This window comes from Turicibacter sp. TJ11 (genome assembly GCF_021497505.1).
GTDB lineage: Bacteria > Bacillota_I > Bacilli_A > MOL361 > Turicibacteraceae > Turicibacter.
On record NZ_CP069349.1, the window covers coordinates 1,504,369 to 1,528,542 of the forward strand.

Below are 24,174 nucleotides of genomic sequence, written 5' to 3' on the forward strand. Positions count from 1 at the left end.
AGTAAAAAAGATTCTGGAAAGAACTTATATCAAAACACTCTCTATGATAAGAGTCCTTTTCAAATCATGTTAAAAGTTTTTCGCCATATATATATAATCTAATTTTTAACTTAAAAAAATCTCACTTAAAAAGTGAGATTTTTTAATTTTATTATTTAACAACGATATTTACTAATTTTCCTGGAACGGCAATTGTTTTTACAATTTCTTTTCCTGCAACGAAGTTTTGAACGTTCTCATGAGCCATTGCTACTTCTAACATATCATCTTTTGAAATGTTAGCAGGCACATCAATACGAGCACGTAATTTACCATTAACTTGAGCAATGATTGTAATCGTATCAGAAACTAATTTTGACTCATCGTATGTTGGCCATGCTTCATATGAAACAGTTCCTTCATGACCTAAAACTGACCAAATTTCTTCTGTCATATGTGGAGCAATTGGATTTAATAATTTAACAAATCCTTCAACGTATTCACGTGGAATACTTGTTGCTTTATATGATTCGTTAATAAAGATCATCATTTGAGCAATGGCCGTATTGAAGCTTAATTTTTCATAATCTTCAGTCACTTTTTTCACTGTCTCATGATAAACTTTATCTAATTTTCCATCATTTTCAGTCACTACTTTTTCAGCTAATGTGTGCTCTGGAGTCACAAATAAACGCCAAACACGATCTAAGAAACGACGGCTTCCGTCTAATCCTTCAGTTGACCAAGCGATCGCTGCATCAAGAGGTCCCATGAACATTTCGTATAAACGTAATGTATCTGCCCCATGAGATTCAACAATATCATCTGGATTTACAACGTTTCCTTTAGATTTTGACATTTTCTCATTGTTTTCACCTAAGATCATTCCTTGGTTGAATAAACGTTGGAATGGTTCTTTTGTTTCAACGACTCCTAAATCGAATAAGACTTTGTGCCAGAAGCGCGCGTATAATAAGTGTAATACCGCATGTTCTGCTCCACCGATGTATAAGTCAACTGGTAACCATTCTTTTAATAATTGTTTAGCTTCTTCCGTGTTTAACCCAACATAGTCTTCACCTTGTTTTAGGATGTAACCAATGTAGTACCAGCAGCTTCCTGCCCATTGTGGCATCGTATTTGTTTCACGACGACCTTTGACTCCATCTTCGCGTACAACCTCTAACCAATCTTTCGCATTAGCAAGTGGAGATTCACCCGTTCCAGATGGTTTGATGTTATCCATCACTGGTAATTCAAGTGGTAATTGATCTGCTTCAAGCACTGACATTGTTCCATCTTCCCACATAATGACTGGGAATGGTTCTCCCCAATAACGTTGACGAGAGAATAACCAATCACGTAATTTATAATTAACTTTACGAGATCCAGCACCATTTGCTTCTAACCATTCAATAACAGCTGCTTTAGCATCTACATTATTCATTCCGTTAATGAAGTCTGACTCAATGTGCGCACCGTCTCCGGTAAAGGCAGCTTCAGTAATATCTCCCTCAATGACTTGCTTGATTGGTAAGTCATATTTTTTAGCAAATTCAAAGTCGCGCTCATCATGAGCTGGAACCGCCATAACAGCTCCCGTTCCATAGCTTGCTAAGACATAATCTCCAATCCAAACTGGCACTTTTTCACCCGTGATTGGATGAATTGCATAGGCTCCTGTTGCAACTCCTGTTTTTTCTTTATTTAATTCTGTACGCTCTAAATCAGATTTTGCTTTTGAAGCTTCTTGATAAGCAACAACTGCTTCTTGACATTCAGGCGTTGTAATCTCATTTACTAATGGATGTTCTGGTGCTAAAACAACATATGTCACACCAAACACAGTATCTGGACGAGTTGTAAAGACATCAAATGATGCATCTGTTCCATCTACTTTAAAGTTAATTAACGCCCCTTCACTCTTACCGATCCAGTTACGTTGCATATCTTTGATACTTTCAGTCCAGTCTAATCCTTCTAAATCTTCAAGTAAACGTTCTGCGTAATGTGTAATTTTAAGTACCCATTGTTTCATAGGCTTCTTGATAACCGGATGTTCTCCACGCTCAGAAACCATTTTTCCATTGACATTTAAAACTTCTTCATTCGCTAAAACCGTTCCTAATCCTTCACACCAATTTACTTCAATATCCTTAATCTCAGCTAATCCCATGTTGTATAATTGTGTGAAAATCCATTGTGTCCATTTATAATATTTTGGATCCGTTGTATTTAATTCTTTATCCCAATCATAAGAGAATCCTAATGATTGAATTTGGTTACGGAACGTATTAATATTAACATCTGTAAATTCACGAGGATCATTTCCTGTGTTTAATGCATATTGCTCAGCTGGTAATCCGAATGCATCCCATCCCATTGGATGTAACACACGGTATCCTTGCATGCGCTTCATACGAGACACAATATCTGTTGCTGTGTATCCTTCTGGATGACCAACATGAAGTCCCGCTCCTGATGGATAAGGGAACATATCTAGTGCATAATATTTAGGTTTTGACTGATCGTCAGACGTTTTAAATGTCTTATTTTCTAGCCAATAATTTTGCCACTTCTTTTCAATCTGTTTGTGATCAAATGCCATAACTATTACCTCCATTAATCTATTTTTTAAGCTAAACAAAATGCCTTGCCTAAAAGACATACTCAAACCCATATTTTTCTTAATTTGTGACTAATTAGCTATAATTATTCATAAATTCAAAATAATGGATTAACTCCTATAAACTTATAAGCAATTCTTCCTTATAAAGATAACAAGGTGGCAATATAACACCATTTAGTTTGGCTCCACCTCACTCAAAAATTTAAGGAGAACGCGTTGCTTCACTGTGTGTATAGTTCAACTAACAAAAAAAGTCCTTAGAATATGACTATTCTAAGGACGTTATAGACGCGGTACCACCTTAGTTGCAAGAGTCTAAAAAGTAGTCTCTTACCTCTTTCATCTTTTAACGCAAGAATACGGCAATCATTACTTTAGTTCACAATTGCAACTCCGAGGTGAGTTCATAAGTGCCTCATACGAATTTTCACCGACCATTCGCTCTCTACAACAAGTCTAACCTTATTACTAGTCCTCTTCACGGTTCATATAAGTTTATTCTAAAAAAATTATATCAAACCTTTGCTAAAATACAAGATTTTTTAATAAAAGAGGGTGAAAAAATGACATAAAATAATATCTCGTGCCACCCTTAGATAACTATGATAAAATAAATAAGAAAAAAGCACTGCTTCATCTTCATTGACTCAGATCGTTTTCATAGAGATAATTAACTCTTTACATAGCAGTGCTTCATCCCTAACATTCACAAAAAATGAAGAAATCAAATAGAACATCATCAACTTTAAAAATGATGTGCTTTTAAGTCTTAGGAGGAAAATGAAATGAATCATCCCTTTCCATATAGTTATGCTGATAAGCGATACCACACATTAAACTATCACTTACGTGAAAAATATCATCAAAAAATATTTAAAGTCATGATTAATGCTGGTTTTACTTGCCCTAATATCGATGGAACGGTGAAATACGGTGGATGTACGTTTTGTAGTACAAAAGGTAGTGGTGATTTTGCTGGAAATCCAGAAGATAATTTAAAAACGCAATTCAATCAAGTGAAAGACATGATGCATCAAAAATGGCCAGAAGCAGGTTATATCGCTTATTTTCAGGCTTTTTCAAATACGCATGCACCGCTTGATGTGTTAAAGCGTAAATATGAAGCGGTTTTAGAATGTGATCCTAATATTGTTGCCCTTTCGATCGGAACTCGTCCTGACTGCTTACCTAATGATGTCGTCGATTATTTAGGTGAGTTAAATGAAAAAGTCGATTTATGGGTGGAGCTTGGGCTTCAGTCCATGCATGATCAAACCGGAAAACTGATTAATCGTGGTCATGATTATCAAACATTAGTCGATGGTGTCAAAAAATTACGTGATAAAAACATTGATGTCATCATTCATATTATTAATGGTCTTCCAAATGAAACACACGAGATGATGCTTGAAACAGCTAAAGCGGTTGCCAACCTCGATGTTCAAGGAATTAAAATTCATCTACTTCACGTCATTGAAGGAACACCGATGCACAAAATGTATGAAAAAGGAATGCTTCGTCTCATGGAAAAAGATGAATATGTTGACCTCATCGTTGATCAATTAGAAGTTCTACCACCTGAAATGGTCATCCACCGTTTAACAGGAGATGCAGTTCGTGAAGAACTGGTTGGCCCAATGTGGAGTTTAAAAAAATGGGAAGTTTTAAATGTCATTGACGATCGTTTAAAAGAGCGAAACACTTATCAAGGTCGACTTTATCAAAAACAGGAGGAGAACTAAAATGGCACAAACATTAGAACGCGTTCTTCCGTTTTCAAAACAATTACTTGAAAAAGCCGTAAACTCTGGTGATGTTGTCATTGATGCAACTGCTGGTAATGGCTATGACACCTTATTTTTAGCTGAACTAGTGGGTCAAACCGGTCATGTCTATAGCTTCGATGTTCAAGAAGAAGCGATGACTAGTACAAAAGCCAAACTTAATGAAGAACACATTAATCATGTCACCCTAATTCATGATGGTCATCAACACGTCTTAAACTATGTTAAACAACCCATTAGTGCCGCTATTTTTAACCTAGGTTATCTTCCTGGTAGTGATCAAAGCATTACAACTCATGGTGAAACAACATGGAAAGCTGTCACTGATATGTTAGGCTTATTAAAAAAGAATGGCATTATTATTTTAGTCATTTATCATGGTCATGACGAAGGAAAGCTTGAGCGTCACTACTTAGAGCAATGCTTTGAAACACTCGATCCTAAAACCACTCAAGTTTTAACCTATCAATTCATCAATCGCAAAACAGCACCTTTTATCGTCGCCATTGAAAAATTACATTAAAAACTACCTTATGGTAGTTTTTTTATTTCCTCCAATAGAAAAAACAATACGTTTATTTAGACGTAATCTGACTTCTTACACTCACCTATCTAAAAATTTTATCGAATATTACCTATGATCTACCGATTCTTCATGTATCAGCATTTTTCTACTAATACCTGAACGATAGAACCCTTCGTCCTATCAGGTAACCGATTACAACCTATTTTCAAAACTATGACATTTCTACTTTTTCATCATTTTAGATGCTATAATGTTGGCATAGATACGGAAAAGGAGGAAAAATAAGTAATGAGGGGCAGCAGATTAAAAAAACTATTAGATATCTTAAAAAGACATGATCATAAAAACGAAACTTATAACTACGTCATTCCTGACTTATGGAATGCCTGGGGTTATCAAGGAGAAGAAATGGTGCGTACGAGTTGGGGGGAACTCATCGTTAATCCATATCATTTCTATAGCGAAGTGATTGAATCATACATCTTACCAAAAGCAAAAGATGACGTGAATTATAATCAATCATTAAGTATCATCAACCAATCTTATGAAGATAAGCCAGGTTATTTAGGGGGAGACTGGATTAAAGATTCGGTTGTTTATTCCATGATGGTCCGAACATCAACGGCTTGGGACCATGACCGAAGTGGCGATTTAGAAAATCATAACTTATATGATTTAAACGAAACAGGGACATTTGTTAAATCATTAGTTTTATTACCACTTCTTAAAAAAATGGGCGTGGATACCGTCTATATGCTACCGATTTCAAAATTTTCATTAAAAGATAAAAAAGGAGAACTCGGATCACCTTATGGTGTGAGTAATTTCTTCGAAATTGATCCAAGTCTAAAAGATAATATGACAGGGTCAGAAATGACGGTGGAAGAAGAATTTCAAGCGTTTGTAGAAGCTTGTCATATCTTAGATATGAAAGTCATGATTGATATCATTCCTCGAACAAATTCAGTTGAAAGTGACCTCATTTTAGAACATCCGGATTGGTTCTACTGGGTTTACACCGATACTTTCCACGAATATTATCCACCACATGTTCCTGGACTTGGAAGTACTTTAACACCAAAATCAGAATACTTACCTTATGTTTATGCCTCTGAATCTGTTTGGAATCATATTCATAAGTTTTCATATGCACCAAACATCATTGACCCTGAAAAATGGGAACGTGTCGTTAAAGAATATCATGAAACAGAAGGTGCTTCTATTTTAGATTTAGTGAGTCGTGAATTTGGATTAACGGTTGCGCCTGCTTTCTCAGATCACATTAATGATGTTCAACCTCCATGGACAGATATAACATTCTTCAGAATGTATCTCGATCATCCGGTTGAAAGCCAAAAATATTTAGGGGGACAAGAGTTACCTCCATATATTTTATTTGATACCATCAAATCAAATTTATATAAAGGTCATGTCATTAATGAAGGGTTATGGGCCACTTTATCAAACATCATTCCTCATTATCAACAACAGTACGGTATTGATGGGGCTCGTATTGATATGGGGCATGCCCTTCCATCAGAACTTGTCAATCGTATCATTGCTAATGCACGTATCAATGATAAAGACTTCTGTTTCATTGCTGAAGAACTACAAGAAGAAAATGCAAAAGTTTCAAGAGATAATGGCTATAATATGATTATCGGTTATGGATTCTATCAAGAACCTCGTGTTTACGAACATCGTACACACAACTTTATGTATGAATCTCGTCATTTACCATGTCCAGTTTTTGCTGGAGGAGAAACACACGATACGCCTCGTTTAGCTGCAAGGGATGGTGGACGCACGTTATCAAAAATGTTAACGATTATGAATATGTTCATGCCTAATGGTGTTCCATTCATCAACTCAGGACAAGAAGTCTATGAAACTCAACCAATGAATACAGGTCTAGATTGCCGCGACTATGAGCAATATATGTTACCACAACATGATCGTTATTTTGGAAAGTTAGCACTATTTGATAAATTTGCTCTTCATTATTTGAACCATATGCGTTGGGAATTACCTGACATCTTAGAGGTTGTCTCAAAAATTCGTCAAGATCACATCAAAACATTTACAAACATTGAAAACTTTGTTGGATTAGGATTTGATCAATTAAGTGATCCTGCGATTGGATTTGGCTATATTGAAGAAGGAAAACGCGGTCATCATAACGATAATGTCTTCATTATTGTTGCAAGTACAGAAATGTACTCACCAATTGATGTCACGGTTCATCTTGAGAATTTACGTGAGCAATCAAAAAATAACTGGTGTACAGGAAAACTATTATTCTCAACACATGAGTGGCCACGTGATATTCACGAATTTGACTATCATCAAAATTTACACCTTCATCTTCAACCAGGGGAAGTTAAAATTATTAAATTATGATATAATGAAAGGTAACATCTCACCATGTTACCTTTTTTTATTGTCGCATCATTTACTCATCTGTAAAACTGTTACCTGTGGTGAATACATAAGGTTTATATCTGTTCAATCTCTGATCTTATAATCTTGCGACTTATTTAAATCCATCTCTTTCAAATAAATACTGCTTTCATATAGGAGAAATTATATGTCACAACGTCTTTTAAAAGTTGCTCTTTTTAGTCTCGTAAGCTCTTTATTGTTACTCATGATCACTCTTCCCCTCATTGCTATGCTCTATTTAAGTGGAATTCAATACCACAGCCGTTGGCAAGTCATTTTATTTATTTTCATCATTGCTGCCATTGATTTAATAGCGGAATGTGTGGGAAAAATGGTTGTTGAAGGATTCACCTATCTTTGTTCTTGGAATTCAAGAATAAGTTTAATTTTTAGATACATCTTAGACTTTTTCTTAACGTTGTTTATTACCCACTATATTGATGAATGGTATCCTGGCATCATACTTTCAAACGTTGGTGAAATAACCTTTTCAATTTTAATTCTAATATTTACTGCTGTTCTTGAAATGAATACAAATGATAAAAAGGAAGCATAATGCTTCCTTTTTATCATATACTAATTATATACCAAATAAAGGTAGATGATGTTAGCGTTTTATTCAAATTACATGTATAATAAAATTAGATTGTTAAGTGGCGATAAGTTTTTCCATGTTTAACTCATCACCCAACTAGTGGTTAAAGTCAAAATGCTTTATCACTTAGCTTAGGGAATCCACTATAATCTATGTGAGTCATAAAAACTCAAATCATGAGTACCATTCTAAGTTTGCAAATTCTTTTCAAGACTTAGATAAACGTTGTGACCTATCAAAGGAGGATCCTGCTATGTATAAAAACATTTTAGTTGCCGTTGATGACAGTGCGAAGTCTCGATTAGCTTTTCAGTCTGCGGTTGAAACTGCAGTTGCATTCGGATCAAAACTAACCATTTGTCATATCAAAAAAAACACCATTATCTATACACCAATTGACCCAACAGGAATGCTATCTACGACCCATATTTTTAAACAAGATTTTGCACAATATATGGATGAAGCGTTAGAAAAATATAAAGAAGATGCCCTAAGAGCTAATATTAAAGAGATTGAAATTGTTCAAACCTATAGTTCTTCTCCTGGGCTTGCTATCGCTGAAGTTATTGCACCTGGTTATGAAGTTGATTTAATTGTTTGTGGAGCAAGTAATAAATCAGGATTTGACCGCTTTTTACTAGGAAGTGTTTCTTTAGATATTGTTAAACACGCTAAATGTGATGTCAATGTCATTCGTATCGGTGGAAATAAGTAGAAAAAATCTGTATCGTTTGGATACAGCCTTTTCTTATTTAAAAGATTAAAAAAGAAGTGATTCTAATTGCTTAGAATCACTTCTTTTAACTAATCTGCATAATTCACTAATGATAAGAATGAGTTTGGATCTAAAGAGGCTCCTCCAACTAAAGCACCGTCAATGTGCTCTTGTGACATAAGCTCTTTAATATTAGCTGGATTAACTGATCCTCCATATTGAATACGAATAGCATTCGCAGCTTCTTTTCCGTAAATTCGCTCAACGACTTCACGAATATAGCCAATCGTTTCATTCGCCTGCTCTGCTGTTGCTGTACGTCCTGTTCCAATAGCCCAAATCGGCTCATAAGCGATAACGACTTTTTTCACTTGATCGACAGTCAATCCTGATAAAGCAGCTACTGTTTGCTGTTCAATGACTTGATTTGTCGTATGATTTTCACGTTGTTCTAATGATTCTCCAACACAAACAATTGGCGTTAATTGATGAGTCAAAGCTTCATGAACTTTTTTATTGACTGATTCATCAGTTTCATTAAACATCTCACGACGCTCACTATGACCTAAAATCACGTAAGAAACACCAATTAAGCTTAACATATCCGCTGATACTTCTCCTGTATAAGCTCCTGATTTTTCAAAGTGCATGTTTTGTGCTCCAATACGTAAGGAAGATCCTTGACGTTTAACTAAACAACGTAAATATGGAAATGGCGCACAAATAACTGATTCGACTTGATCATTTGAAACCACCTGATCTTTTATAGCATAAATAAATTTTAAAGCCTCATTACGCGTTTTATTCATCTTCCAATTCCCTATAATAATCGGTTTTCTCATTCCCCACACCTCATTATTTCATCTTATTTTTTAATACTCCCTCTTATGATGATTTTTCCTGTTCATTTTGTTCTTGCCCCTCATCCTTTGTTTTCAGCTTTGATCGAAATAATCCCGTTGTATTAAAGACAAGTTCCACCACTACCATCGCAACAACTAACATCACTAAACCATAAAACTTAGATGTCATCGTATATAAAATAGCTGTTAATGAAAATAAACCTGCAATTGCATATAAAACAAGTACACTTTTAACATGTCCTAAATTTCGATCAAGTAACTGATGATGGACATGACCACGATCAGGCTCAAACGGAGACTGCCCATTTAAAATTCGGCGAATAATCGCCCAAACTGTGTCAAAAATTGGGACAGATAACATCACAATCGGTACGATAAATGATACAAAAGCTGCATTTTTATATCCTAGTAACGATAAGACAGAAACCGAAAATCCTAAAAATAATGAACCCGTATCCCCCATAAAAATCTTAGCAGGATGAAAATTATGAACTAAAAATCCAAGTGTCGATCCTAGCAATAAACAAGACATGATGGCTACAAATAACTCTCCTTGATAAGCAGCTAAAATTGCCATCGTTCCAAAAGAAATTGCCGATATTCCAGACGATAACCCATCTAGTCCATCGATTAAATTAATTGAATTAGTAATTCCAACGATCCAAGCAATAGTGACAAATATACCTAACCATCCTAAATCGATAACGGGTAAAAACGGCAAATAAATTTTATCAATCATGAAATCACCATATAAAACCATGATCAAAGCGGCTACTAATTGAACAAGAGCTTTAGGCTTAGCAGGTAATTCAAACATATCATCAAGCATTCCTGTGACAACAATTAAAAAGGAAGCAATGAAATAGGCATCAATGAAGGCAATCTCAGCATTATTAAGAGCATACCCTTTTACTCTAAATATCATATATCCTAGTAGAAAGGAAACATAAATCGCCAATCCTCCCATTCTCGGCATAATCCGATGATGGACTTTTCGCTGATTCGGTTGATCAACTGCCTTTGTAAAATAAGCAAGTTTCATGACATAAGGCGTAACTAATACGGCAATTATGAAACAAAACATGATGACTAATAAGTAAATCATAGTGACACCTCACGGTTAAATTTTTAAGCTATTATACCATATCTAGGCAACCAAATGAAGTCTCCCACAAAAATCTCATCAGTTTCTCTCACTATTTACACGGTATCTTCTTTTTAAAGTACAGTCTCAATCTATCTTCCTTCAATACGAGCCAATTCATCAACAACTTCCATAAACTCCTCCATAAAAATACTTAAAATATCTTCACATGGATTTTCATCATTTAAAGCTTTTTCAAGTTCACGACTATATTCATAAAGCTCGTCTGCTCCAAGTTGAGCAGCTAATCCTTTAATCGTATGAACTACTCGAATCGCTTCTGAAATATTTGATTCAATAAGTTGTGGCAACTGCTCATTAATCATATAAAAATGTTTTCTAAAGTTATGAGCAATTCTCAAATATAGACGCACATTCCCAGCAATACGTTCTAATGCATAAGAAATGTTAAGCATCGAGCTCATCTCGATGAGTTGTTCAGCCTTCATCGGTTTAACCTCTACAGGCTTAGAATTTAACACACTATAAACCCCATTTGATAATGTGTAATGATCAACTGGTTTTGGAACATAGGCATCAGCTCCATGACGCAATACGAAATCTAGTTCCAAACGCTCACTAACCCCAGTTAATAAAATAACTTTAGCTTCTGCATTAATCAATTTAATGGCCTTAAAGACATCTACTCCGCTCATGCCTGGCATAATAACATCTAATAAAATACAATCGTACTGACTAAATGTTTTAGCATAATGTTTAATCGCTTGCTTCGGATCAGAAAATGCACTAACACTATATCCAAAGCTTTCAAGTAACGCTTCCGTAATTTCTAAATTAGATAATTCATCGTCGATTAATAAAATATTCCCTACTCCGCGTGGAACAGATTCTTCATTAACAAATTCTTCAATTCCATGATTAATAGGTAAATAAATTGTAAAGGTTGTTCCTTTTCCGACAACCGAATCTACCTCTAATGCTCCATTATGCGTTCTTAACGTTTCAACGACACTAGCTAATCCCATTCCCGTCCCTTTTCCAACATCTTTCGTTGTAAAAAACGGTTTAAAGATTTTGGGCATTAATTTTTTATCAATCCCGCAACCTGTGTCTTTGACTTTTAAGACAGCATAGCTATTCGGTGTAATATTAGTATTTAGTAAATTACCAGGTATCTCATCTAATTGATGGTGAGTTAATGTTAATTCTATGCACCCTTGACCTTTAATGGCATCACGAGCATTAATGCATAAATTTAAAATAGCATTATTTAATTGAGACTCATCACCTAATACAAAGTATTCATCTGGCTCAATATTTAGTTCAATTTTAATTCGACGATCAACGGTATGTTTTAACATGTTAACTGTATCTTTAACAATTTGAACTAAGTCAATATTCATACGTTTGTTTTCAGGTTTATGGGAAAACGCTAATAACTGACGAGTTAATTCTGTCGAATGACGAACGGAACGTTCAATTCCATCCATATAACGTAACAACGTCTCATCATTTGTCATTGATTTCATTAGCGCAACGTAACCTAAAATTCCATTCAATTGATTATTAAAGTCATGACTTACACCACTTGTTAATTGACCTAAAGCTTGTAATTTTTGTAATTGGCTATCAATTAAATCATGGTTCTTTTTAAACGATAAGTCCAAAAGTAAACCTCGAACACGTACTTCCCCTACATCATTAATTAATTTTTCACATTTTAAAACTAATGTCTCCCAAGGCTGATGCTTATGACGAATTAACACGTCTCGTGTTAATTCACGATCTGGACTTAATAAAAACGTTTCAACAATCTCATTGATGGACTCATTATTAAATAAACTATTTGACTTTTGCGTCGTTGAATCAAGTTCTAATAATTGCTCAATCACTGAATTGACATACCATATCCGTTCACTCACATGATATTCAAAAAATCCATACGCTAAATCAAGCAACTGTAAATACCAATCTTTTGATCCAATTTCCACTTCTAATTGAGAACTAAACTGTAACCTACCTATTTCTACCACTCTCATATTTTTAACCCTGTTTTAAAACAGATACCCCACTTTCCAAAGTATATTCAATAATATAATGATTACCTCATTTAAGTAATTATATACTTATATAGGATTCCCTTATTTTACTATAGTTATTCTTATTATATGTGTTTTAACTATAACATTCAATACCTTATATATATAAGCCCAGATAAGTTTTTCATATCGGAAAACTTTTATGCCCTACTAACGGTAGATACATTTTCTTAGAAAATGGTAGGTGACCTGTGCCCTACTAAAGGAGGAGACATGCTGCGCATGGCAGGTGACCCCTGGACGATAGTCTGCCCCAGTATTAAAGTAATTGTTCAACTAAGACTGACATACAATGATGAAATACATTTCTGTTTTTATATAGATATAAGTTCTCAGCATTATCTTGCCTTTGCTTTGAAACTTAGGTCTTCGTTTTTGATGACTAAAATAGGATTTTATGCTATTCATCATTTTCTCAAGACTCTATTTAAATTTGGAACATATAATACAATAAAAAGGCAATCATCTAGTTAAGGAGGGGGCTATGAAAAAAAAACAACTTTCAACAAACAGAGACACTAAATCACCTAAACAAAAAAAAACTCACTCCCATCACTTCGAAAAAAATATGCATAATGTCATTGAACTTTTAAACGAAAAAGTAGATGTTATGCAATCGATGATTAACGATCTTGATTTAACTCCTTCTTCTAGTGAAATGAAAAAAGAGGACAGTTCTAAGTCAGTTCCTCCCTCTGAAGCGGATTTAGTCGCTTATCTACAAACGATTCTCTCAGATGATATAAGTTTAGAAGATTTAAGATTTCAATCGTTAGACGGAGCAAATATTGGCGACACTCAAACAACAGGCGATCGACTGAATGGTAGCCTTCCTATTCAAAATGCTGGTGCTTCAAATAGCGGACAAAGTGGAGCAGCCATTGTTCATCGAACATCGTATAATTATGCCTCTGCCTCTTCACAAAATTACAGTTATGGTTTTACTAACTCTGAATTCTTTGCCTTCATCGGAAATCTCGATCCAGTTGAATATATTTTAGTAATTACGGTGGTTGCAATTATCATTGGAGTTGAACTCAATGTCTTTGAACGACAGATTGTTGGTGGAACACTCGTTGATATTGGCGTCACACTTGGTAATATGGTTGAACAAGAACTCTTTCGATCAGCTCGTAGAAATGAAATTGTTAACCGTCAGCGTAACGAGGCAGAACAAAATGACTTTGATACGTTATACGACAGTATTGATCAACTACAAGCAGAAATTGATCGGTTAAAAGAACAGATTGGCCAAAACCAAACATAAAAAGGACGTCTATATAGAAACAGAAATGTATTTCATCATTGTATATCAGTCTTAGTTAAGCAATTACTTTAATACTGAGGCAGACTATAGTCCAGCTAAAAGTTTTCCGATATGAAAAACTTATCTGGACTTATATAGTTAAAAAGCTTGACGTCCTTTTTTAGCGTATTTTCACTAAAAATATTGACTATAAGGTCAATAGATAGTTTATTATATTCGTATACCAAAAAGAAAGGTGAGAAAGAAATGACAAAAAAATTTCTAAGTTATGCCCTTCCATCCGCGTTAGCGATGTTTATTTCATCTTTATATACAGTGATTGATGGAATTTTCGTTGGACAAGGAGTTGGTGACTTAGCGTTAGCAGCTGTAAATGTTGTTATTCCGCTGACGATTATGCTCTTTGGAATGGCAACGATGTTTGCTGTAGGAGGTGGAGCCTTAATTTCAAAAAACTTCGGAAGCAAAGATATTGAAAATGCAAATTTGATGTTTCATCAAGTGTTTAAATTTTTACTTATCATTAGTGTTCTCATTAGTATTACCTTTGTGATCTTTGCCGGACCGATTGTTAAAGGACTTGGTGCAACACCTGATTTATATGAACCAGCTAAAACATATCTAAGATTTTATTCTTTATTTTGTATTCCTAATATTATAGGAATTGCCTTAAACAGCTTTATTCGAAACGATGGAAATCCTAAGCTAGCCATGATTGCGACATTTTCAGGAGCAATCACCAATATTGTGCTTGACTATTTATTCATCTTCCCGCTTCAACTTGGATTATTTGGTGCAGCGATGGCAACGGGTCTTGGGCAAGTCGTGACGGTCTGCATTATTCTGATTCATTTCATTCGTCGACAAGGTCAATTACGCTTTGGGAATGTCAAACTTGACTTTCAAATCATTAAAGAGTTTTCAAGTATTGGCTTTCCTTCGTTCTTTGCTGAAGCAGCCTTCTCTATTATTATTTATCTAACCAATATCGCTTTAGTCAAAACGGTTGGTGAAATGGGAATGACCACTTATAGCATCATCAATTATTTAACGACGCCTATTTATTTATTTTTATTAGGGTTAGCCTTTGGAGCACAACCACTAATTAGCTATCATTTCGGTGCTAAAGAACAAAAACCGATGATGAAATACTATCATATGACGAATCAGACGAATTACTTGATTAATTTTATCTTTATGGCTATTTGTTACTTTTTTGGTCGACCAATCATTAGTATCTTTACTCAAGATCCAACGATCATTGAGATGGCCTATGTTGGGCTAAACATTGTTAATGCTGCTTTCATTATAATCGGTTTAAACCTAAATACAACGATTTACTATCAAGCGATTGAAACCCCTAAATATTCAAATATAATTTGCGCTTGTCGATCAATCATTTTCTTACCCATTGTTTTATTTATGTTAACAAATTTATTCGGACTATACGGTATTTGGTCTGCTTTACTAGTCTCAGAATTTTTAACCTATCTCTGTTTTTTAATTTTTACAAATATCAATCAGATTACGAGGCAAGCTATTTCACTCTCTTAAAAACGATTCAATCGAATCGTTTTTTAATTTCAAGCAAAAAATCATCCTAAAACGGGTGATTCGATTATGCTTAATAAATTCATCGTTATTAATCTTAGTCATAAAAAAGCTTAAAGAACGAATATTGCTTTAAGTATATATTTTTTATTAGCGAACATCTTAAACACTCTTATGTAAATTTCTCCAATAACACCATACACTTTATGATAAATACGCTCATCTGACGTCTTTCATGATTTCTTTTTATATCTCTAACTCAAAGCTGTATTCATTATAACCGGCTAGAATGACTAAAATACTCACTTCAATGACTTCTAATAACTGCTTCATTAAGTTATCTCCTTTTTATTTGATGAATTTTTTCTATCTTCCATCATTTATTACTATCTTTAGTATTTCTATTATTTGGTTATTTATTCAATTATCTAGAAAAAAGTCAGGATTACTCTCCTGACTTTACATATTTGTTTATAAATTGATAAATTCTATCAAAATATTCATCTTCTATTTTAATATCCGCTTCACAATGACCTAATCCATCAATATACCATAACTCTTTACTTTCATGTGGAATGGCATCAAAAATATGTTGACTACTTTCGGGTGGTGTGACCCTGTCTTCTTTTCCATGAATTAAAAGAACAGGTACGGTGATATTTTTCACCGCATCAACGGGCTGAATATCATCATACGTTAAATCTTCCTTAACTTTTAAGAAGACATTTCCTGCCCACTTTGCAAATCGAACCGGTAACAATGGAATTTTTTTCGCAATAATTCCAAGTTCTACGGCACTCTCCATTGTATGATACGGAGCATCTAATACATAAAAATTAACATTCTTACTTTCTTCATTTAATTCTGTATGCATCGTTGAAGTCGCTGCTCCCATTGAAAATCCATGAACTCCGACAACTCCCTCAGGATAAAGATTTCGTGTATAATCGGCCACAGCCTCTAAGTCAAAACGTTCATACAACCCAAACGTGAAATTATCTCCGCCTGTTAATCCTGTATTTCTCTGATGATAAACCACCACATTATAACCGTTCTCTAAGTAATTAAAAGCTACATTTAAAACTTCATGATAATTACTTCCAATTCCATGAACAACAATCATAGCATCTGACGTTTCTTGATTTGATGTGATACAAAGCGTTTCAATCTCATATCCATTGACTTCACTGTTTATAAAAACCGTCTCATGTTCATATTTCTCAAGAGTATCAAGTACTTTATCCTCTCGATTAGCATAAAAAGCTTCCATCTCATCCGCTTTAACAGATGCTTTTTTACCAACTGTTCCATCATAAACCATACCACCTACAATCCAAGTGGCCGCACCAACCACCGCAGCAGTTGCTGTCGCTACAATTCCAGATCCAATGACGACTTTCTTTTTTTTCATTGCCACACCCCACTCATTTTAAGTTCAAATAAATTTTTACTTATTATAACAAATAATAGTTTGGATATCAAATTTTTAAAATTGTAAACATTTTACACTTATATTCACCACATTCAAATCCAAACTATACTTGTTGTGTCAAACAACAAACTTCTAAGTCTGGAGGATTTTGATATGTTAGAAAAAAATCCAAGTATCAAATGTAACGTCAGCAGTTGTAAGTTTAATAATAAAAATAAACACTACTGTAAATTAGAGACAATCAAAATCGGAACACATGAAAAAAATCCGATTCAAGTAGAATGTACAGATTGTCAATCATTTGAACTTCAAGAATAGCTTAATCCTCTCCTAATATCTTTTAGCTAGATCACATTGATCTAGCTTTTTTTATGATTCATCTTATCAAAAGACCTTTAAGTTAAAGGTTGTTTCAATAGAACGTCTTTGATGAACGATCAAAAAAACTCCATCTTTGTGGAGTTTTAAACCTAAATATTATAAGAAAACTATCTCAAGTAATCCTAAAAGGATGGAAACAGTTAATAGGACCTTAGCTAACATTAGTTTATTTCGATAATATCCAAAAATTCCAATGATACTTAATCCACCTGTCAGCCAACCTACTAACTTTAACATCATAAAGTTAGACGGAAGCGATCCAACAAAAATCCAAACGATAGATAAACTTAATAAAAAAGATGCATAAATCATTGTTTGTTGAAGTTTTTGACGTTTAGTCGTCCACATAAACCAAACAAAAATGAATGATAAAACAAATAAACTCATCATAAAGATAGATAAAATGCCTAATGCCATTTTAAATTCTCCTCCTTTATCTTTAGCAAAAAAATGTTGAATGATCTTATTTTTCAAATTAATAAGTATAGACTATTATATCGCTGTCATTACTTTTTATCAAATAAATCATACTAAATTATGATATACTTCTTTATATATCTTATGTTTATAAATTTATTCTAACCATTAAAAATGATCTGAATGAAGATGATTTAACATTATTTTAGTATTTTAAAAAAGTAGAGGCACTAACTATGAAAACTCCTGTTAAAACCGTTAAAGAATTTCGTGAAACAGTTTTATCTGAATTAAATTTTACCGGTACGAAAGAAAAATACTGTACTTTATACCAAAACAAAAAAAATCCACAAAACGGATTTTTCTTATTATATGAACGTCCTAACTATTATGAGTTTGGAATCGCTGATTATACCATCGATCACTCGTTTACAATCCACTTTGATAATCCACAACGACTCGTCCGTTTAGGAACCGTGTATAAAGGAACGACTGAATTTCAATTAGATAACGCTCCTGTTTCCTCATTCAAACCTTCTTCTTTTTTTGTCGTCGAGCAAGATCTTAAAGGAAAGCAAACTTGGCATCAAGGGCAACATTTTCATGGCGCAGAAATTACGATTTATGAAGCTTACTTTAATGAAGTCATTCAACCCTTATTAAAAAAAGAAGTTGATTTTGATTTTTTTATCAAAAACTATACCTATAATTATCTTCCACTTGAAGTGATGTCCATTATTCAGTCGATGCAAGCTCTCTCTAACAAAAACGCACTTGATCCTCTACAGCTTGAATCGGCTTTACTACAATGCATCTCAATTATTATTCAAACGATTGAAGAGTCACCTAATAATGCATTTACTCATCAACTTTATTATGGAAAAATAAAAATTGGAACTGATCGCTATTTGCATTTAAGTGCCCAAGATATCGGGCGTATTCAACAAGCTCATGATATTTTAACGAAACATGTCGAAGCTCCACCGACCATCGATAAACTGAGTGAGATGGTTTTACTCAATCCACAAAAATTACAAGCGGGATTTTCATATTACTATCATCAATCAATCGGAGACTTTATCACCTCATTAAAAATGACATTAGCCGCTAACTTATTATGTACGACTGAGATGAGGATTTCAGATATTTCAAAAAAAGTAGGCTATCTTTATCCGAGTAACTTTATTAAAATGTTTAAACAAACGTATGATTGCACTCCGCTACAATACCGTAACTATCATAAAAACCCAAAAAACAGCTTATAAAAAGCTGTTTTTTTAATCTTTAATTTGTAACACATTCCAACGAACCAGTAGCGTGACTCCAAAAACTAAACTAGCCGCTAAATAAATGAGCCAATAAATTTGATCAACAAATACTTCAATTAATCCACCAAATAAAATTTGCCCAAGCGGAATACATAACACCGCAAATGCCGATCCAAACGCTAACACTTTTCCTAATACTGAGCTTTCGGTTTCTTCATATAAGTAAGTTGAACTTAGCACATTCGCAATTCCTAAAACACCCATGATGATCATCCCAAAAAGAGTAAATAACGCCACACTAACAAACGACGAACTGTATCCTTTTTGAAATAAAAAAACAGACATTCCCATTAAAGCCATTGAAATCGATGTTAAATATAAAGTTTGATGAATTCGTTTAATATGAAACATCGCTGGTTTTAAGGTAATAATGAACCCGCCAATAATCATTCCTAGTGCAATTAATCCCTCAGCAACTCCATAAACTTCTGATGACAAATTAAACGTTACTTTAATTAAATAAGGGGCAGCAACACTAAAGACAGGCACTAAAAACAAATTATAAAATCCCGAAAATAATAACATTCGAAAGACAATCGGGTTTTTATCTTTTAAGTACGTATAACTTTCTTTCATATCTAATAAGAAGACGGACATAAAGTTTTCTTTTTTCGTTGATTTTTCATGAGGAATTTCTAAAAATAACTCTAAAATAGCTGAAAATATAAAGCTCACTAAATTAAATACCACGACACCTGAAATCCCAAAGAATCCATATAATAATCCTGCTAAAATAGGACCTAAAAAATTACTAAGAGATGAAACTTGTTGAATAATGGCATTCGCTCGAACGAGATTCTCCTTTTTTATTATAACTGGAATACACGTATTAACGACTGGTTGATAAATAGTTGAAATCGTTGATAATACAATCATCACCAAAGCGACGATCCATACTTGATCATTTCCATGAAATAAAACAGTGGCATAAATAGCTAATAAAATCGCACTAATCACATCTAATCCAATCATTAAATGCTTCTTATTTCCTCGATCCGCTAAAATCCCCGCTACGGGAGAAACTAATACGACAGGAATCATCGAGATAGCTAAAATACTAGCAAACACACTCGCCGATCCTGTTAAATCTAACAAATATAACGACAAAGCAAATCGTTGAATCGAACTTCCAAACAGCGAAATAATTTGTCCTATAACTAATAATGTAAAGTTTTTATGAGATAACCGAGTTGACATAACGACTCCTAACTAGCACTTTCTTCTTTTAGATGAAAATCAACACAAATAGGATATTGTTTTGTTTCATCTAATTGTAACGTGGCTTGAATTCCATATAGTGCAAATAAATTTTCCTCTGTAATAACATCTAGAGGTTTTCCAAAGAAGATGACTTCCCCTTCTTTGACTCCCACTAAATAATCAGCAAATTTCGTTGCATTATTTAATTCATGTAAAACCATCACAATCGTGCGGTTTTCTTCTTCATTTAATTTTTTTAACAACATTAAAATTTCAAGTTGATGAGCTAAATCAAGATAAGTCGTCGGTTCATCTAAAACCAAAATTTCTGTTTCCTGTGCCAAAGCCATCGCAATCCACGCACGTTGACGTTGACCTCCTGATAATGAATCAACTGTTCGATTCGCTAATTCAAAAATCCCCGTGACTTTCATCGCCCAATTAATCATTTCAAGATCTTTTTCTTTAAGTCCACTCATTGCTTTTTGATGTGGAAATCGACCATAAGATACCAGCTCTTTAACTAAAAGCCCCGACGGAACAATTGGACTTTGAGGTAACACTGCCATCTTTTTTGCAATCTCTTTAGGCGCTTGTGATTTTAAACTCATACCATCTAATTTAATTTCTCCTTTTTTAGGTGTAATGATACGAGCAATACTTTTTAAAAGCGTTGATTTTCCACATCCATTCGATCCGATAATCATCGTGATTTTTCCTTTTGGAATTTCTAAATTCATATTTTTAATGATGTATTTATCTTCATACGCAACATCTAAATTTTGAACAGAAATTGCATTCATAGACATCCTCCACTCTGCTTATTCTTTTAACATTAAATAAATAAAGTACGGTACCCCAACAATCGCAATCGTTGTTCCTACTGGAATTTCAATCGGTGAGAACACATTTCTTGAAATCGAGTCAGCAAGTAAAATGATCATAATACTCAAAAGACTAGCCATTGGAATTAAACGTCGATGAACGGGTCCTACTAAACGCTTCGCTAAGTGAGGACCGAGCAATCCTAAAAACGCTAGATTTCCCGCTACCGATGTTGCCAAAGCAGCTAAAGCAGTGGCATAAAAGAACAACATTTTTCTTTCTTTTTCTACATGAACACCTAGCCCTGTCGCTAGTTCATCACCTAAATCGATGACATCTAAAATCTTTGATTTCCATAGTGTCAATCCTAAAAAAACAAGCGTCAATGGTAAAATTAAATAGAAAAACTTCCAGCTACTGCCCCAAAGACTTCCGTTAATCCAAGTCAATACTTGATTATAGTCTCCTTGAGCCATATTTAGTTGATACAGTGAAATAAATGCGTTAATCCCAACGTTGACACCAATTCCCGTCAAAATAAGACGCGTCGGTGAAACACCTTTTTTATAACTTAAACGATAAATTAAACTTCCACTAATGAAACTCCCAATCATGGCGATCAATGGCATCACAAACAATGAGGCATCACCAATCTCACTATAATAGGTCTTTTGCCCAGATGAAATAAGCAGAACCACCGCTAACGCTGCCCCTGCGTTAATTCCAATCATACCTGGTTCAGCCAGCTCATTTCGTGTCACACTTTGTAAAATACAACCAGCGGTTGATAAACAAATAGCAACTAACATCGCCACACAAAGACGTGGCAAACGAATATCAAAAATTGTTGTACTTTGAAGCTTTGATCCTTGACCCAATAGCGTCATGACGACTTCACTAAATGACATGGTATACGTTCCCCAACTCAATGTGATTAAAAAAACAACCATTAAAAGAAGACTCATGAGAATCATGATGATAACACTTTTCTTCAACATTAGCCCTCCTTTCTAACCATCCAAATAAATAACGGAACTCCAACTAATGAAGTAAACAATCCAATCGGTGTTTCATACGGTTGATTCACTAAGCGTGCCAACACATCTGCCCAAATCACAAGCGTTGCTCCACCTAAAAAAGAAATAGGCATAATCAAGCGATAATCACTTCCTACAACTTTTCGAACGATATACGGAACGATAAGCCCAATAAATGCAATATTTCCTGCAACCGCCACGCTCACGGCACACATCGGAATAATTAATAACAACGTATAAAGACGAATTTTTACTGGATTTTGCCCAAGTCCAATACACACTTCTTCACCTAAACTAAGCGTATTAATTTTACGAGATAAAAGTAATGAAACAACGGTACCGATTCCACCGATTATGCTAACTAATTTGACACTTTCCCATGTTGTGGCACGAAAACCACCTGAAATCCAAAACGCTAAATTTTGTGATTGATTGGTTAACAGTGCGATGATCGTTGCTAATGAAATAAAAAACGTACTTAACGCCGTTCCTGCCAGTAACAAACGCGATAAATTCATATTTCTTGCACTTTTCATACTAAACAAAAGAACAAGTACTCCACTCACTAAAGCTCCTATTAAAGCAGCGATCATATTTCCAAATAATCCATATAACGTAGAGCTCGTTCCTACCATAGCAACTGCAAACATCGCACCTTGTGTAATTCCCATTAAAGAAGGTTCGGCAACCGGATTTCTTGTCACTCCTTGCACCATTGCCCCGGTAATACCAAGAAGACCGCCTACAAAGGCGGTACAAATGGCTCTTGGTATTCGAACATCTCTTACTAATTGCATTTCTAACACGTCTTCATAGTGAAAGAAACTTTCCCATACGGTTTGTAAAGGAATACTTTTTGCTCCTGCACAAATCGCAACAACTAGCCCGATTATTGCGAATAAACTACAAAAACTAACTAAAGAAATGACTTTTTTATTCATGCATACTCGCTAATAATTGTTGTATTTCTTCAACAAACGCTAAACGTCCAATTGGGCTATAACCTTGATTAAAGTATGGACTCGCTGGTAATGTCACAACATTTCCTGCTTTAACAGCTTCTGTTCCATTCCAAATGCTACTTGATGTTAATGTTTGTAAATCTTCATCTGTTCCAATCGCGAAAATATAATCTGAATTAATTTCAGCTAATCCTTCTAGTGAAACAACAGGTAAACTAATATCTTCTTGTTCTGGCATTCCCGCTGGTTTTGCTAACCCCATATCGTCATACAATACTGAACCTAAACCTGCTTGATCAAAAATAAATAAGCTTCCGGCACTCGCTAAAAATGATAAATAAGTGCTATTTTCTCCGTAAGTTGCTTTAATTTGATCACCAACTGCTGCAGCTTTATCTAAGTAATGATTAATCCAAGTTGTTGCCTCTTCTTCTTTTCCAAACACGTTTGCCACATGCATAAAGTCTTCTTTCCAATCAACTTGTTTCATTTCAATCATGACCACAGGTGCAATTTTTGATAATTGATCATACATTTTTTCTTGAACCGTTGAAATCACAATGACATCTGGTTCTAAAGCAATGATGGCTTCAACATCCATCTCGGCTAACATACTGTAACCTAAAATCTTTGCATTTTTTAAAACATCTTCTAAATAAGTCGGAAGCTTCGTGTAGTCATATCCATCACTATTTGCTGTTCCGATCACATCATAACCTAATAGTGATAAAATATCACTTGCTCCACTAATATCAACCATACGTTGTGGTTCAACAGGAATACTAACTTCACCTTTTACATCGGTGATGACACGTTCTTCGACATTTGAAGGTGTTGATTCAGTTGTTTTATTTTCATTCGAGCACCCAACGAGCCCTGCGATTAAAACGAAAATACTTGTCATTGCTAAAATTATCTTTTTCATGATTTCGCTCCTTAACTATTGATAAAATGACTTAGTTAGCAAAAGCTAACTGATAATTGGATTATACGAAAAGAATAATCGTTACACAAGTTATTCACTATTTTTAATTATT

General features: G+C 34.4%; 20 protein-coding genes and 1 other annotated feature. Of the genes, 9 read left to right on the forward strand and 11 right to left on the reverse strand.

What is annotated here, in order from left to right:
* Positions 1 to 151: 151 nt before the first annotated feature.
* On the reverse strand, positions 152 to 2,587 hold the full coding sequence (leuS, locus tag JRC48_RS07340) for a leucine--tRNA ligase (RefSeq protein ID WP_235068919.1): 2,436 nt from the start codon (positions 2,585 to 2,587) through the stop codon (positions 152 to 154).
* Positions 2,588 to 2,880: 293 nt separating this feature from the next.
* Positions 2,881 to 3,099: a binding site (T-box leader), on the reverse strand.
* Positions 3,100 to 3,393: 294 nt separating this feature from the next.
* Between leuS and JRC48_RS07345 the strand changes: the two genes are divergently transcribed.
* The 5 genes from JRC48_RS07345 (at position 3,394) to JRC48_RS07365 (ending at position 8,670) form a co-directional block, all read left to right on the forward strand.
* A complete protein-coding gene (locus JRC48_RS07345; RefSeq protein ID WP_235068920.1) occupies positions 3,394 to 4,350 on the forward strand; it encodes a TIGR01212 family radical SAM protein in 957 nt (318 codons plus the stop codon).
* 1 nt (position 4,351) lies between these two features.
* Entirely contained in the window at positions 4,352 to 4,915 is a 564-nt protein-coding gene (locus JRC48_RS07350) for a class I SAM-dependent methyltransferase (RefSeq protein ID WP_235068921.1), read from the forward strand.
* A 291-nt stretch (positions 4,916 to 5,206) separates the two neighbouring features.
* Complete coding sequence (locus JRC48_RS07355; protein ID WP_235068922.1) at positions 5,207 to 7,318, forward strand: alpha-amylase family glycosyl hydrolase; 2,112 nt, start codon at positions 5,207 to 5,209, stop codon at positions 7,316 to 7,318.
* 187 nt (positions 7,319 to 7,505) lie between these two features.
* Positions 7,506 to 7,916, forward strand: coding sequence for a YrvL family regulatory protein (locus tag JRC48_RS07360; protein ID WP_235068923.1), 411 nt, complete (start codon positions 7,506 to 7,508; stop codon positions 7,914 to 7,916).
* 292 nt (positions 7,917 to 8,208) lie between these two features.
* A complete protein-coding gene (locus JRC48_RS07365; protein WP_235068924.1) occupies positions 8,209 to 8,670 on the forward strand; it encodes a universal stress protein in 462 nt (153 codons plus the stop codon).
* An 89-nt stretch (positions 8,671 to 8,759) separates the two neighbouring features.
* Here JRC48_RS07365 and tpiA read toward each other — a convergent pair whose 3' ends face one another.
* The 3 genes from tpiA to JRC48_RS07380 form a co-directional block, all read right to left on the reverse strand.
* Positions 8,760 to 9,512 (reverse strand): triose-phosphate isomerase, encoded by a 753-nt coding sequence (gene tpiA, locus JRC48_RS07370; RefSeq protein ID WP_235068925.1) that lies wholly within the window; start codon positions 9,510 to 9,512, stop codon positions 8,760 to 8,762.
* A 43-nt stretch (positions 9,513 to 9,555) separates the two neighbouring features.
* A complete protein-coding gene (locus JRC48_RS07375; protein WP_235068926.1) occupies positions 9,556 to 10,638 on the reverse strand; it encodes a glycosyltransferase family 4 protein in 1,083 nt (360 codons plus the stop codon).
* Positions 10,639 to 10,769: 131 nt separating this feature from the next.
* A complete protein-coding gene (locus JRC48_RS07380) occupies positions 10,770 to 12,677 on the reverse strand; it encodes a response regulator (RefSeq protein ID WP_235068927.1) in 1,908 nt (635 codons plus the stop codon).
* Positions 12,678 to 13,221: 544 nt separating this feature from the next.
* Here JRC48_RS07380 and JRC48_RS07385 point away from each other — a divergent pair.
* Complete coding sequence (locus JRC48_RS07385; RefSeq protein WP_235068928.1) at positions 13,222 to 14,004, forward strand: hypothetical protein; 783 nt, start codon at positions 13,222 to 13,224, stop codon at positions 14,002 to 14,004.
* Positions 14,005 to 14,250: 246 nt separating this feature from the next.
* Entirely contained in the window at positions 14,251 to 15,558 is a 1,308-nt protein-coding gene (locus JRC48_RS07390; RefSeq protein WP_235068929.1) for an MATE family efflux transporter, read from the forward strand.
* Positions 15,559 to 16,000: 442 nt separating this feature from the next.
* Here JRC48_RS07390 and JRC48_RS07395 read toward each other — a convergent pair whose 3' ends face one another.
* Positions 16,001 to 16,966, reverse strand: a complete 966-nt coding sequence (locus JRC48_RS07395; RefSeq protein ID WP_235068930.1) for an alpha/beta hydrolase — start codon at positions 16,964 to 16,966, stop codon at positions 16,001 to 16,003.
* A 174-nt stretch (positions 16,967 to 17,140) separates the two neighbouring features.
* Between JRC48_RS07395 and JRC48_RS07400 the strand changes: the two genes are divergently transcribed.
* Complete coding sequence (locus tag JRC48_RS07400; protein WP_235068931.1) at positions 17,141 to 17,305, forward strand: DUF1540 domain-containing protein; 165 nt, start codon at positions 17,141 to 17,143, stop codon at positions 17,303 to 17,305.
* Between the two features lie 159 nt (positions 17,306 to 17,464).
* Here JRC48_RS07400 and JRC48_RS07405 read toward each other — a convergent pair whose 3' ends face one another.
* Positions 17,465 to 17,785 (reverse strand): hypothetical protein, encoded by a 321-nt coding sequence (locus JRC48_RS07405; protein ID WP_235068932.1) that lies wholly within the window; start codon positions 17,783 to 17,785, stop codon positions 17,465 to 17,467.
* A gap of 236 nt (positions 17,786 to 18,021) precedes the next feature.
* Here JRC48_RS07405 and JRC48_RS07410 point away from each other — a divergent pair, with 236 nt between their 5' ends.
* Positions 18,022 to 19,050 carry a helix-turn-helix transcriptional regulator gene (locus JRC48_RS07410; protein WP_235068933.1) on the forward strand — a complete coding sequence of 343 codons (1,029 nt, stop codon included), beginning with the start codon at positions 18,022 to 18,024 and terminating at the stop codon, positions 19,048 to 19,050.
* Between the two features lie 12 nt (positions 19,051 to 19,062).
* Here the strand turns inward: JRC48_RS07410 and JRC48_RS07415 are convergent, their stop codons facing one another.
* The 5 genes from JRC48_RS07415 to JRC48_RS07435 are packed head-to-tail and all read right to left on the reverse strand — an operon-like array spanning position 19,063 to position 24,062.
* Complete coding sequence (locus tag JRC48_RS07415; RefSeq protein WP_235068934.1) at positions 19,063 to 20,310, reverse strand: MFS transporter; 1,248 nt, start codon at positions 20,308 to 20,310, stop codon at positions 19,063 to 19,065.
* 8 nt (positions 20,311 to 20,318) lie between these two features.
* Positions 20,319 to 21,116 carry an ABC transporter ATP-binding protein gene (locus tag JRC48_RS07420; protein ID WP_235068935.1) on the reverse strand — a complete coding sequence of 266 codons (798 nt, stop codon included), beginning with the start codon at positions 21,114 to 21,116 and terminating at the stop codon, positions 20,319 to 20,321.
* 18 nt (positions 21,117 to 21,134) lie between these two features.
* Positions 21,135 to 22,133 (reverse strand): FecCD family ABC transporter permease, encoded by a 999-nt coding sequence (locus tag JRC48_RS07425; protein WP_370630357.1) that lies wholly within the window; start codon positions 22,131 to 22,133, stop codon positions 21,135 to 21,137.
* A gap of 2 nt (positions 22,134 to 22,135) precedes the next feature.
* Positions 22,136 to 23,116 carry an iron ABC transporter permease gene (locus JRC48_RS07430; RefSeq protein WP_235068937.1) on the reverse strand — a complete coding sequence of 327 codons (981 nt, stop codon included), beginning with the start codon at positions 23,114 to 23,116 and terminating at the stop codon, positions 22,136 to 22,138.
* Positions 23,109 to 24,062, reverse strand: a complete 954-nt coding sequence (locus tag JRC48_RS07435) for an ABC transporter substrate-binding protein (RefSeq protein ID WP_235068938.1) — start codon at positions 24,060 to 24,062, stop codon at positions 23,109 to 23,111. The genes JRC48_RS07430 and JRC48_RS07435 overlap by 8 nt, the downstream gene beginning before the upstream one ends.
* Positions 24,063 to 24,174 lie beyond the last annotated feature (112 nt).

Excerpts from the sequence above, each read along its gene's own strand:
- leuS (WP_235068919.1), bottom strand. The coding sequence starts at position 2,587 with ATGGCATTTGATCACAAACAGATTGAAAAGAAGTGGCAAAATTATTGG.
- JRC48_RS07345 (WP_235068920.1), top strand. The coding sequence starts at position 3,394 with ATGAATCATCCCTTTCCATATAGTTATGCTGATAAGCGATACCACACA.
- JRC48_RS07350 (WP_235068921.1), top strand. The coding sequence starts at position 4,352 with ATGGCACAAACATTAGAACGCGTTCTTCCGTTTTCAAAACAATTACTT.
- JRC48_RS07355 (WP_235068922.1), top strand. The coding sequence starts at position 5,207 with ATGAGGGGCAGCAGATTAAAAAAACTATTAGATATCTTAAAAAGACAT.
- JRC48_RS07360 (WP_235068923.1), top strand. The coding sequence starts at position 7,506 with ATGTCACAACGTCTTTTAAAAGTTGCTCTTTTTAGTCTCGTAAGCTCT.
- JRC48_RS07365 (WP_235068924.1), top strand. The coding sequence starts at position 8,209 with ATGTATAAAAACATTTTAGTTGCCGTTGATGACAGTGCGAAGTCTCGA.
- tpiA (WP_235068925.1), bottom strand. The coding sequence starts at position 9,512 with ATGAGAAAACCGATTATTATAGGGAATTGGAAGATGAATAAAACGCGT.
- JRC48_RS07375 (WP_235068926.1), bottom strand. The coding sequence starts at position 10,638 with ATGATTTACTTATTAGTCATCATGTTTTGTTTCATAATTGCCGTATTA.
- JRC48_RS07380 (WP_235068927.1), bottom strand. The coding sequence starts at position 12,677 with ATGAGAGTGGTAGAAATAGGTAGGTTACAGTTTAGTTCTCAATTAGAA.
- JRC48_RS07385 (WP_235068928.1), top strand. The coding sequence starts at position 13,222 with ATGAAAAAAAAACAACTTTCAACAAACAGAGACACTAAATCACCTAAA.
- JRC48_RS07390 (WP_235068929.1), top strand. The coding sequence starts at position 14,251 with ATGACAAAAAAATTTCTAAGTTATGCCCTTCCATCCGCGTTAGCGATG.
- JRC48_RS07395 (WP_235068930.1), bottom strand. The coding sequence starts at position 16,966 with ATGAAAAAAAAGAAAGTCGTCATTGGATCTGGAATTGTAGCGACAGCA.
- JRC48_RS07400 (WP_235068931.1), top strand. The coding sequence starts at position 17,141 with ATGTTAGAAAAAAATCCAAGTATCAAATGTAACGTCAGCAGTTGTAAG.
- JRC48_RS07405 (WP_235068932.1), bottom strand. The coding sequence starts at position 17,785 with ATGGCATTAGGCATTTTATCTATCTTTATGATGAGTTTATTTGTTTTA.
- JRC48_RS07410 (WP_235068933.1), top strand. The coding sequence starts at position 18,022 with ATGAAAACTCCTGTTAAAACCGTTAAAGAATTTCGTGAAACAGTTTTA.
- JRC48_RS07415 (WP_235068934.1), bottom strand. The coding sequence starts at position 20,310 with ATGTCAACTCGGTTATCTCATAAAAACTTTACATTATTAGTTATAGGA.
- JRC48_RS07420 (WP_235068935.1), bottom strand. The coding sequence starts at position 21,116 with ATGAATGCAATTTCTGTTCAAAATTTAGATGTTGCGTATGAAGATAAA.
- JRC48_RS07430 (WP_235068937.1), bottom strand. The coding sequence starts at position 23,116 with ATGAATAAAAAAGTCATTTCTTTAGTTAGTTTTTGTAGTTTATTCGCA.
- JRC48_RS07435 (WP_235068938.1), bottom strand. The coding sequence starts at position 24,062 with ATGAAAAAGATAATTTTAGCAATGACAAGTATTTTCGTTTTAATCGCA.